Source organism: Streptomyces sp. NPDC047315, assembly GCF_040643215.1.
In the GTDB taxonomy this organism is placed as follows: domain Bacteria; phylum Actinomycetota; class Actinomycetes; order Streptomycetales; family Streptomycetaceae; genus Streptomyces.
This window is the reverse complement of the sequence record NZ_JBEYTZ010000008.1, coordinates 207,547-218,503: the sequence shown is the minus strand read 5'-3', so window position 1 is coordinate 218,503 and position 10,957 is coordinate 207,547. Positions and strand designations below refer to the sequence as shown.

The 10,957-nt window shown below is 72.0% G+C and carries 12 protein-coding genes; 1 reads left to right on the top strand and 11 read right to left on the bottom strand.

Translation table 11 applies throughout. The features are described 5' to 3' along the window. Positions 1-75 precede the first annotated feature (75 nt). The 11 genes from ABZ842_RS11755 to ABZ842_RS11705 all read right to left on the bottom strand — a co-directional run bounded on the left by ABZ842_RS11755 (position 76) and on the right by ABZ842_RS11705 (position 9,741). On the bottom strand, positions 76-978 hold the full coding sequence (locus ABZ842_RS11755) for a diacylglycerol kinase (protein WP_361535687.1): 903 nt from the start codon (positions 976-978) through the stop codon (positions 76-78). 165 nt (positions 979-1,143) lie between these two features. Then, positions 1,144-2,115: a twin-arginine translocase subunit TatC gene (gene tatC, locus ABZ842_RS11750; RefSeq protein ID WP_361535684.1), complete on the bottom strand. Its 972-nt coding sequence runs from the start codon at positions 2,113-2,115 to the stop codon at positions 1,144-1,146. Positions 2,116-2,177: 62 nt separating this feature from the next. Further along, positions 2,178-2,474: a Sec-independent protein translocase subunit TatA gene (tatA, locus tag ABZ842_RS11745; RefSeq protein WP_361535681.1), complete on the bottom strand. Its 297-nt coding sequence runs from the start codon at positions 2,472-2,474 to the stop codon at positions 2,178-2,180. Positions 2,475-2,680: 206 nt separating this feature from the next. Further along, complete coding sequence (locus ABZ842_RS11740) at positions 2,681-2,878, bottom strand: hypothetical protein (protein ID WP_361535678.1); 198 nt, start codon at positions 2,876-2,878, stop codon at positions 2,681-2,683. A 12-nt stretch (positions 2,879-2,890) separates the two neighbouring features. Further along, entirely contained in the window at positions 2,891-3,151 is a 261-nt protein-coding gene (locus ABZ842_RS11735; RefSeq protein WP_361535675.1) for a hypothetical protein, read from the bottom strand. Positions 3,152-3,401: 250 nt separating this feature from the next. Further along, positions 3,402-4,358: a WYL domain-containing protein gene (locus ABZ842_RS11730; RefSeq protein WP_361535672.1), complete on the bottom strand. Its 957-nt coding sequence runs from the start codon at positions 4,356-4,358 to the stop codon at positions 3,402-3,404. 22 nt (positions 4,359-4,380) lie between these two features. After that, complete coding sequence (locus ABZ842_RS11725; RefSeq protein ID WP_361535669.1) at positions 4,381-5,361, bottom strand: WYL domain-containing protein; 981 nt, start codon at positions 5,359-5,361, stop codon at positions 4,381-4,383. Positions 5,362-5,519: 158 nt separating this feature from the next. Beyond that, entirely contained in the window at positions 5,520-5,891 is a 372-nt protein-coding gene (locus ABZ842_RS11720) for an FKBP-type peptidyl-prolyl cis-trans isomerase (RefSeq protein ID WP_361535666.1), read from the bottom strand. Between the two features lie 44 nt (positions 5,892-5,935). Beyond that, the gene (locus ABZ842_RS11715) at positions 5,936-6,883 is read right to left on the bottom strand and encodes an FKBP-type peptidyl-prolyl cis-trans isomerase (protein WP_361535663.1); all 948 of its coding nucleotides are present in this window, start codon (positions 6,881-6,883) and stop codon (positions 5,936-5,938) included. Between the two features lie 167 nt (positions 6,884-7,050). Further along, complete coding sequence (gene pafA, locus ABZ842_RS11710; RefSeq protein ID WP_361535660.1) at positions 7,051-8,412, bottom strand: Pup--protein ligase; 1,362 nt, start codon at positions 8,410-8,412, stop codon at positions 7,051-7,053. Between the two features lie 9 nt (positions 8,413-8,421). Further along, entirely contained in the window at positions 8,422-9,741 is a 1,320-nt protein-coding gene (locus tag ABZ842_RS11705) for an MFS transporter (protein ID WP_361535657.1), read from the bottom strand. Positions 9,742-9,889: 148 nt separating this feature from the next. Between ABZ842_RS11705 and ABZ842_RS11700 the strand changes: the two genes are divergently transcribed. After that, complete coding sequence (locus ABZ842_RS11700) at positions 9,890-10,951, top strand: LacI family DNA-binding transcriptional regulator (protein WP_361535654.1); 1,062 nt, start codon at positions 9,890-9,892, stop codon at positions 10,949-10,951. Positions 10,952-10,957 lie beyond the last annotated feature (6 nt).

Here is a 10,957-nt window from a genome sequence, read left to right as displayed (position 1 = left end):
TGCCCGAGGCACCCTTCTAGGGTCGTGGCCGGGACTCACGGCCGGACCGCGGTCGGGGGCGTGCGCACCCCGCTGTCAGCCGGGCACGGGCGGTGCGAGCACCCGGACCGCCCCGGGCACGCACTCCGCGGTGAGCGGCAGCGGGCCCAGCCGCTCGCCGTCCGCGTACGCGTTGATGCCCGCGGCCTCCAGCGCGATCGAGCGGACGCGGTGCACGGTGACCAGGGGGTGGTTGAGGTGGGTGCCGCGGTACACCCGCGGGAAGACCCGCAGCAGCGTGGTGCGGCTGCACGCGCCGACCACGGTCACGTCGAGCAGACCGTCCTCCTGGGAGGCGCCGGCGCAGATCCGCATGCCGCCGCCGTAGCTCTCGCCGTTGCCGACCGCGACGAGGACTGCCTCGACCTCCTCGACCGCGCCGCCGTCGAGGGTGAGGCGGTACGGGATGGGGCGCAGCGCCGCGAGCTCGGCGACCAGCGCCACGTCGTAGGTGTAGCGGCCGGCGATGCGGCCCATGCGGTTGCCGCGGTCGTTCACCCGGGAGTCGAAGCCGGACGCGAGCACGGTGCCGTACCAGCGCTCGCCCACCCGCCCCAGGTCGACGTGGCGCGCCGCCCCGTTCTTGAGGACGTCCGCGACGAGCCGGCCGGCGGCGGACGGGTCCCGCACGGGCAGGCCGAGGGAGCGGGCGAAGTCGTTGCCGGTGCCGACGGCGATCACGCCGAGCGGGGTGGCGGTGCCGGCGACGGCCTGGAGGGCGAGCGACGTCATGCCGTCGCCGCCGACGGCTATCAGCGCCCCCGTGCCGCGGGCGACGGCCTCCCTGGCGCGGCGCAGCGCGTCGGGCGCGTCCTCGCCGAGGACCGTGCGGACGGAGAAGCCGGCGTCGCGCAGCGCCCGGGCGGCGGGCTGGGCGGCGCGGGCGCCGCGTCCGCGGCCCGCCGTGGGGTTGACGAAGAGGGTGATCTCGCTGGTCACCCGCGTGACGTTACTGCACGGTCAGGACCGGGTGGAACGGCTGCGCGTGATGGTCGGGCGGGGCGGCGGCACGCACGACGCCGCGCCCGGCCCCGGAGGTGTTCCGGGGGCCGGGCGCGGTGCGATCGGTTCTTCGTGGGCCCGTGGGGCCTGCGGCGCCGGGCCTCAGGTGATGTCGTCGTATCCGTTGACCCGGTGGGCGCGACCGCCGTCGCCTTCACGCCCGCCCTGCTCCGGCAGCCGCCCCGGAGCTCCGACGGCTTCGACCTCGCCGATGTCGTCGGGGGTGAGGTCCAGGTCGGCGGCTTCGTCGTCGCCGGGTCCGCGCAGCTCCCGCAGCCGCCGCCGTCGGTCGTTCAGCAGCGAGAAGCCGGTGGCGAGGAAGTACAGCAGGACGATGGGGCCGGCGAGGATCATCATCGTCAGCGGCTCGGTGCTCGGGGTGGCGACCGCCGAGAAGATCGTGATGCCCATGATCATGCCGCGCCACCAGCCGAGCATCCGCTTGCCGGTGATGACGCCGCCGATGTTCAGCATCACCAGCAACAGCGGCAGCTCGAAGGCGAGGCCGAAGACGATGACCATGCGCGTGACCAGGTCGAGCAGGTCGTCCAGCGGCAGGAGGTTGTCCACGCCGAACGGGGTGAACTCGATCAGGACCTTCGCCGTGGTGGGGAGCACCGCGTAGGCGAAGTAGCCGCCGCCGAGGAAGAGCGGGAAGCCGGCGCCGACGAACGCCATCGCGTACTTCTTCTCGCTGCGGTGCAGCCCGGGGGCGACGAAGGCCCAGAGCTGGTACAGCCAGATCGGCGCGGCGAGGACCACGCCCGCCATCAGGGAGACCTTCAGCGCGAGCGTGAAGGGCGTCAGCAGACCGTTGATCGTGATCTGTGCACAGGTCGTGCCTTCGGGCTTCTTCTGCAGCTCGGAGAAGGTGTAGTCCTTACACCCCACCGACTTCAACACCGGTTCGGTGAAGAAGTTGATGATGTCGTTGTAGAAGAAGGCCGCGACGACCGTGACGACCACGATGGCCAGGATGCCCTTGGCGAGCCGGTTCCTCAGCTCGCGCAGGTGCTCCACGAGGGGCATCCGCCCCTCGGGGTCCTTCTCCACTTTGCGGGCAGACTTGAGCAACCCACGTCCTCATCTCGTGCGGCAGGCCCGACCTCCGTGACGGGCCTGTGGGTGGCCCTGTCTCAGCGCTGCGCGGAGTCCGTCGGCTCGTTCACCGGACGCGAGCTGGTCACGTCGCCGGGGGCGGCCTGGATGGTCTTCGCCGGCGGCTGCTCCTGGGCGGTGCCCGGCTGCGGCGGCGCGGCCGGCGTGGCGGGGTCCTTGCCGTCGGACTTCATCGCCTTGGCCTCGCTCTTGAGGATGCGGGCCGACTTGCCCAGGGAACGGGCCATGTCCGGGAGCTTCTTCGCACCGAACAGGAGGATGATCACGACGAGGACCAGGATGATCTCGGCAGGTCCGATCCGTCCACCGAACATAAGCTTGTACCTTCTCACCGAGGCGGCTGGGGTGTAGCTGGCGCGGTGACCGGACAGGCGTCCGACCACCGTGTTGTGAGCGATCGTAACCCGGGGGAGTAAACACAGGGCAATGCCCGTGCATCCGCCACATTGCCGGTCGGCGCCTCCGACCTGGGTCGTTGACGCATTTCAAGCGGTGATCGACGGCCTGTGGAACCGGGCCTTCAGCGCGGTGAACCGGCGCCTTGCGCCAGGTGGGACGCGGACCGCTCCAGGTCCTCGGCGGCGCGTCCGATCCGCTCGCTCGTGCGTGCCACCTCCCGTCCCAGCCGCTGGGCCTCGACGAAGACCCGGATCCCGAGGACGGCGAGTACGGCGATCCCGACGAAGCCGAGGGCGATGGCGAGCATGGGCCAGAACATGGCGGGGAATCCCTAGGTGACGGGCTGGAGGCGGAGGGTGCGCACGCCGCCGCGGGTGAGGAGTTCGACGATCCGCTCACCGGCGGGCTTGCGGACGGCCGAGCCGCACTCGGGGCAGGTGAAGGAGTAGAAGGTGGTGCGTCGGCTGCCGCCGATGGCCAGCCGCAGCGCCTCCGCGGACAGCTCGAAGCGGGCGCGGCAGTCGGGGCACGCGGCCTTGAATTGGACGGGGCTCGCCAGGGCGGAAGCCGTGCCGTCCGACGTCAGGGACATGGAGTGCGGGTCTCCCTCTTCTTCGGGCTTCTCCGATGGTCCGGGCTCCCCCGAGCGCCGGTCCGCACACGGTCCCGAGCGCTCTCCCGAGCGGCGCCTCCCCCCGGCACCATGGCCTGCCGCTTCCGACCGATCATCCCGCACCGCGGCCTCCGCCATGCCGTCCTGCCGAAAATCGACGGTGACGACCTCGGCGGGACCGGGCGGGTCCACCGCGACGGAGGGTGAGGTTCCAGACATCCGAAGCCGGTCACTTCCCGCTGTCGTACGCCGCGAGGGCGTCGCCGGCCGCCCGCCGTGCGCTCGCCGCCAGCTCGGCCGGCTCGGTGATCCGCCCGTCCCGGCCCAGCCGTAGCGCCAGCCGCCGCAGCGAGGCCGGGGACGGGGTGCGCAGGGTGATCCGCAGACCGCCGTCGGGCAGCTCCTCCGCGCTGTCGTGCGGGTAGTACTCGGCCACCCAGCGCCCGCCGGGCCCGACCTCGACGACCACCTGGGGGTCGTCGACGGACGGCTGGACGAGCCCCTCCGACAGGTCGCGCAGCTCGATCTCGGGGGGCGCGGCCGGGTCGTCCAACAGTTGAATCTCGGCCACCCGGTCCAGCCGGAAGGTGCGGCGCGCCTCGGAGAGCCGGCACCACCCCTCCAGATAGGTGTGCCCGACGGCGAACAGCCGGATCGGGTCCACCTCGCGCTCGGTCAGCTCGTCGCGCGCCGGGGAGTAGTAGCGCAGCCACAGCCGGCGCTTCTCGGTGAGGGCCCGGTCGACGGCCGCGAAGACGCCGCCCTCGGACTCGAAGGTCACCGAGAGCCGGGCGGAGGCGCCGGCCGCCTCGCCCGCCGCGGTCTCCAGCTTCGCGGTGGCGCGCAGCAGCGCCTCGCGGTCGCGCTCGCGCAGCCCCGGCAGCATGGCCACCGCCCGCGCGGCCACCAGCAGGGCGGTCGCCTCGTCCGCGGCCAGCCGCAGCGGCTCGGCGACGTCGTCGGGGTTGTGCCACCAGATGCGGTCGCCGTCGGTGTCGATGTCCAGCAGGTCGCCGCCGCGGAAGCTGGTGCCGCACATCGGCAACAGGTCGAGGTCGGAGATCAGTTCGTCCTCGGAGATGCCGAAGGCGCGGGCCACGTCGCCGACGCGGGCGCCGGGACGCTCCCGGAGGTAGGTGACCAGGGAGAGCATCCGCCTGGTCTGGTCGATGGCGTTGGCGGCCATGGTCTGTGTGCCTCCCCTTCTCTCAGCCCTCGGCCACGGCGCGCAGCCGGTCCATCACGTCGGCCCGCAGGTCGGCCGGGTCCAGGACGACCACGTCGGGCCCGAACTCCACCAGCCAGGCGTCCAGTCCGTGTCCGTACGGGATCTCCAACTCGTCCCAGCCGGGCCCGGCCTCCTGCACCGCGAGGGCGCGGGCGCGCAGGGGGTAGCCGGAGTCGGTGCGCAGCCGGATGCGGGCGGTGCGGGTGGCGGTCTCCCCCGCCCAGCTCTCCACGGTCTCGCGGACGGTGGAGACGTCGGGCACGGGGGCGGTGAACCGTCCGGCGCGGGAGCGGACCCGGCCGGTGATGCGCGAGAGCCGGAAGACCCGCTCGGCGCCGCGGTCCCGGTCCCAGCCGGCGAGGTACCAGTGGCCGCGCCAGCACTCCAGCGTCCACGGTTCGACCTGGCGCTGTTCGGGGCGGGCGGCGCTGGCCTTGCGGTAGTCGAAGACGACCGGGCGTCGGTCGCGGCAGGCGAGCATCAGGGGCTCGAACGCGGCCTCGTGAACCGGGATCCGCGGCTCCAGCGCGCTCGTCTGGGTCTCGTACGCGTCCTCCGCCTCGGGCATGCCGGCGGCCCGCAGCTTCTGCAGGGCGCCGCTGGCGGCGCCGGCGAGCCGGGCCTGCTGCCACACCCGGGCGGCCAGCCCGAGGGCCGCGGCCTCTTCGGGGTCGAAGGTGATGGGGGGCAGTCGGTTGCTGTCGCGGCGCGCCAGATAGCCGACCTCGCCGTCCAGGTTCTCCACGGTCTCGATGACCAGGCCCAGTTCGCGCAGGTCGTCCTTGTCGCGCTCGAACATCCGGTTGAAGGACTCGTCGGAGCCGGCGGAGGGGTCGGTGGGCCGGAACGCCTCGACGTACGCCTCGATGGATTCGCGCAGCTCACGCTTGCTGAGCGGGCGCCGGGTCCCGAGCAGGCACAGCGCCAGGTTCATCAGCCGCTCGGCCTTGGCAATCGCCATCGACGCCCCGCACCCTCTTCTGACTTTCCGACTTGGTGATCGAACCGCGTACCGCCCGATGACCGTACCGTCCCGGGGCGTCGGGACCAAAGCCGAGGGCCCACGCTCCGCGGGGAGCGTGGGCCCTGGGGCCTGTCTTGCGGCGCTTCTGCCGGAGGTCACACGGCGAGCAGGTCCACGACGAAGATCAGGGTCTCGCCGGGCTTGATGCGCCCGCCGGCGCCCCGGTCGCCGTAGGCGAGGTGGGCCGGGATGGTCAGCTGACGACGGCCGCCGACCTTCATGCCCTGCACGCCCCGGTCCCAACCGGCGATGACCTGGCCGGCACCGAGCTCGAACTTGAACGGCTGGTTCCGGTTCCAGGAGGCGTCGAACTCCTCGCCGGTGGAGAAGGAAACGCCGACGTAGTGGACGGTGACGAAGTCGCCCGCCTTGGCCTCGGCGCCGTCGCCCTCCCAGATCTCCTTGACCTCAAGGTCCTTCGGGGCCTCGCCGCCGGGGAAGTCGATCTCGGGCTTCTCGATGCTCACTGTCTACTGGCTCCTCAAATGATGAACGGGCAACCGGGACAGTCTTACATCTTCGCCAGGATGTCCAGCGCGAAGACCAGCGTGGAGTTCTTCGGGATGCCCTGCTGCTCCTGCTCGCCGAAGCCCTGGTCCGGCGGGATGACCAGCAGGACACGGCTGCCGATCTTCTTGCCGATCAGCCCGTCCTTGAGGCCCTTGACCCCGATCTGGCTGAGCGTGAAGGTCTCGCTGCCGCCCGTGCTGTAGGTGCTGCCGAACTTCTTGGCGCCGTCCCACAGGTAGGCGTCGTACTTCACGATGACGCTGTCCTTGTCCGTGACGACGGGGCCGCTGCCCTCCAGCACGTAGTTGGACACGAGCTTCTTGGGCGCGTCCGACTTGGGGACGGTCACCGAGGGGGCCTTGCCGTCGGTGTTCACGCCGACCTTCGGCAGGGCGGCGTCCTCCTGCGGGACCGGGGAGCCCTTGACGGAGGCCGGGACGTTGGCGCCCTTGACGATGTCCATGACGAACACCAGCGTGGCGTTGCCCTTGATGGTGTCCTGGCCCTGCTCGCCGTACGCCTGGGACGGCGGGATGGAGACCTCCAGGCGGCTGCCGACCTTCTGGCCCTCCAGGGCCTTCTGCCAGCCCTCGATGACGCCCTGGCCGCCGATGGAGACGGGGAAGGGCTGGCCGCGGTCGAAGCTGTTGTCGAACGGCTTGTCCTCGTCCCACTCCTGGCCGAGGTAGTTCACCTGGGCCTGGTCGCCCTTCTTCAGGGCCGCACCCGTGCCCGGGGTGATCACCTCGACGATCAGCTCCCCGGGCGGGGCGCCCTTGCCCTTGGCCAGGGTGGGCTTCTCGCCGAACTTGGCGCCCTCGGTGATCGCGGGCAACCCGTTCTTGGAAGGGGTGGAATCGGAACCCTTGTCGTCGCTGCCGCACGCCGCTGTCGCCAGCAGCAGCGCGGATACGACGGCGAGGGAGCGGATGCCGGCTTGTCGACGCACGTGTTCCTCAGATCTCAGACGTCACGGTAAACAGTCCTCGACACTCTAGGACGTGCCGAGGGCCCCGCACGCAGAACGTACGGGGCCCGGGCGGCGTTCCACCGTTTGGTGTGACGTCCGGACGCGCCGGTACGACCGGTTGCGCGGCGGTCGTACGGCGGCGGACGCTACATGCCGGCGATCAGCTTCTCGACCCGGTCGTCCACCGCGCGGAAGGGGTCCTTGCACAGCACGGTGCGCTGTGCCTGGTCGTTGAGCTTGAGGTGCACCCAGTCGACCGTGAAGTCCCGGCGCTGCTCCTGCGCGCGGCGGATGAAGTCGCCGCGCAGTCGCGCCCGGGTGGTCTGCGGGGGCACGGACTTGCCCTCGAAGATCTTCAGGTCGTTGCAGATTCGGGCGGCCTGGCCCTTGCGCTCCAGCAGGTAGTAGAGCCCGCGGCGGCGGTGGATGTCGTGGTACGCGAGGTCTATCTGGGCGACCCGCGGGTGCGACATGGTCATGTTGTGCTTGGCCCGGTAGCGCTCGATGAGCTGGTGCTTCATGACCCAGTCGATCTCGGTGGAGATCCGGTCCAGCTCCTGGGCCTCGATGGCCTCCAGGGTGCGGCCCCACAGCTCCAGCACCTGTTCCACGGTGCCGGTGCGGATGCCGCGCCGGTCGACGAAGTCGACCGCCTTCTCGTAGTACTCCCGCTGGACCTCCAGGGCGGAGGCTTCGCGTCCGCTGGCCAGGCGCACCTTGCGCTGACCGGTGGTGTCGTGGCTGACCTCGCGGATGGCCCGGATCGGGTTCTCCAGGGTGAGGTCGCGCATCACGGTGCCGGCCTCGATCATGCGCAGGACGAGGTCGGTCGCGCCGACCTTGAGCAGCATGGTCGTCTCGGACATGTTCGAGTCGCCGACGATGACGTGGAGCCGGCGGTAGCGCTCGGCGTCCGCGTGCGGCTCGTCCCGGGTGTTGATGATCGGACGCGAACGGGTGGTCGCCGAGCTGACGCCCTCCCAGATGTGCTCGGCGCGCTGGCTGACGCAGTAGACCGCGCCGCGCGGGGTCTGGAGCACCTTTCCCGCGCCGCACAGCAACTGCCGCGTGACGAGGAACGGGATGAGGATGTCCGCGAGGCGGGAGAACTCCCCGTGGCGGGCGACGAGATAGTTCTCGTGGCAGCCGTAGGAGTTTCCGGCCGAATCCGTGTTGTTCTTGAAGAGATAGACGTCGCCTGCGATTCCCTCCTCGTGCAGGCGGCGTTCGGCGTCGACCAGCAGTCCTTCGAGAATGCGCTCGCCGGCCTTGTCGTGGGTGACCAGTTCGGTCACGTTGTCGCATTCCGGCGTTGCGTATTCCGGATGCGAACCCACGTCGAGGTACAGGCGGGCGCCGTTCCGCAGGAAGACATTGCTGCTGCGGCCCCATGACACGACACGGCGGAAGAGGTAGCGCGCCACTTCGTCAGGCGACAGTCGGCGCTGTCCCCTGAACGTGCACGTGACGCCGTACTCGTTCTCCAGCCCGAAAATGCGGCGGTCCATGTCTGAACATTACGCCTCACGCCCGGAGCTGAAACCGGGTTCGGGCGCACCGTTGCGATCAATTTCGACACGTTCGACGACGGGGCCCGTTTTTCGGGCGGCGACGTCCTCGCCGCGCCGGGGTCGCACCAGGGGCCGGCGGCCGACCGTCAGTGCGAGCAGGGCGGCGAACCCCGCCGCGCCGGGCACGACGAACCCCCAGGAGGTCCCGGCGCCCTCGACGACCGGCCCCGTCACCGCGGTGCCGACGGCCGCGCCGGCGCCGAAGGTGGTCACCAGCCAGGAGAACGCCTCGGTGACGGTGCCCCGGGGCGCGTGGCGGTCGATGACGATGAAGGAGCAGGCGAGGGCGGGCGCCAGGCACAGCCCGGAGACGGTGGCCAGCAGCAGCATCGGGACCACGCCCGGGGTGAGTGCGAGCGGCAGGTAGCCGAGGGTCAGCCCCGCGACGATCACCTGCAACCGCGGCTCGGGTGCGCCGGCCCACTGCCGGGCGCCGTACACCGCGCCGCCGACCAGGGCGCCGAAGCTCAGGGCGGCCAGCAGCCAGCCGTAGATCGCGTCCCGGCCGTGGTCCTCGGCGTACGCCACCCCGGCGACGGTGATCGAACCGAGCGCGATCCCGACGAAGAGGAACGCCGCGAAGACCACCAGCAGCGCGGGCGAGCGCAGGGCGCCGAGCCAATGGGCCTCCCGGGGCGCGGAGCGCCAGGTGCGGGACGGCTCGGACGCCACGACGGCGAGCGCGCCGAGGATGCCCAGCACGTTGATCACCAGCAGCGCCGCTGCCTCGGAGCCGATGGCGACGACCACCGTGATCAGGAGCGGGCCGACGGTGAACATGACCTCTTGGGCGATCGCGTCCAGGGCGTACGCCCGGTGCACCAGTGCTTCGCGCCCCAGCACGCTCGGCCACAGGGCCCGCAGTCCGCCCTCCAGGGGCGGGGTGAAGAGGCCGGCCACGACGACGGCCGCGTACGCGACGGGCAGCGTCCCGATCCCGGCGAAGGCCAGCAGCACCATCCCGAGCGCGGACACCACGGCCGCGGGCAGTTGGACGCGCGGCTGCCCCTTGAGGTCCACGGCCCGGCCCAACAGCGGCTGACCGACGGCGGTGGCGAGTCCGTACGCCGCGGCGAGTCCGCCGGCCAGGCTGTAGCTGCCGCCCTCGGCCCGGGTGAACAGCACGATGGCCACGGGACCGGTGACGTGCGGCAGCCGCCCCACGAGCGTGCCGGTGAGCAGGCGCGCCGCGAACGGCGCCCTGAGCACGTCGGCATAACCGACGGCCGGCGCGCCCCCGTCGCCTCCGGTGCCTCCTGTGGCCATGTCCCGCCCCTTTCGCTCGGTAGCACCCGAGGTTTTACGTATAACGTCCGGCGTCATACGTACCATGTCCCCACCCACCGGTCCACCGCGCCGCCCTCCGATGGGTCCCGACCCGTGCGGGCGGCGACGGGTGACGAGGACGGCAGCGATGGCACAGGGTCACTCCCCGACCGGCACGGGCGGGGCGCGCCGCTTCGACGGGGACGGGCCGCGGCCCACGAGTCGGGACGTGGCCCGGGTCGCCGGGGTGTCCCAGGCGACGGTCTCCCTCGTCCTCGGCGACAAGTGGCGCGGCCGGGTCTCGGAGAAGACCGCCCGGACGGTGCGCGTCGCGGCGCGGGAGATCGGCTACCGCCCCAACCTCGCGGCCCGCAGCCTGCGGCTGGGCCGCACCAGGACCGCGCTGCTGGTGGTGCCCGCGCTCACGAACGAGTTCTTCGCCCACGTCTACACGGGCGCGGCGTCGGTGGCCGCGGACCACGGCTTCGGCGTGGTCGTCTATCCCTCCCCCGACGTCGCGGCCCCCGCCAAGGACCCCTTCGCCTCGGCCAGCGCCGCACTCGACGGGATCATCGCCTCCTCCATGGCGACCCGCTCCCTCTCCCGGCTCCGGGGCGCCGCACTGCCGCTGGTGATGATCGACAGCGACCCGGCCGACCGGGGGGCGGCGGCGTACGTGAACCTGGACATCGCCGACGGCATGCGCCAGATCGCCGACCACCTGCTGCGCCTGGGCCACCGCCGGTTCCTGCACGTGGCGTCCGCGGTGGAGTCCTGGACCTTCGACGTCCGGGCCCGGTCCCTGGGCGGGGCCCTGGACGCCGTGCCCGGCACGACCTTGCGGACCGTGCGCAGCCTGCTGGACGTGCACAGCGCGCGCGAGGCCGCCCTGGCCGCGCTCGCCGGGCCGGGCCCCGCGCCCACCGCGATCGTGTGCGACGGGGACGCGCTGGCCGCGGGCGCCTGCAAGGCGGTGCGCCGCCTCGGGCTGCGCGTCCCCGAGCACGTCTCCGTCACCGGCTTCGACGACCTGGCCCTCGCCAGCGCGCTGGAGCCGGAGTTGACCACGGTCAACCTCCCCGCCGAACGCGTCGGGGAGCGGGCCATGTCGGCGCTCCTCGCGGTCCTCGACGGCCGCGCGCCCGCCACCGACGACCTGCCCGTCCGGTTGGTCGCCCGCTCCTCCACCGCTCCCCCGCACCGTTCGTGAGGACGT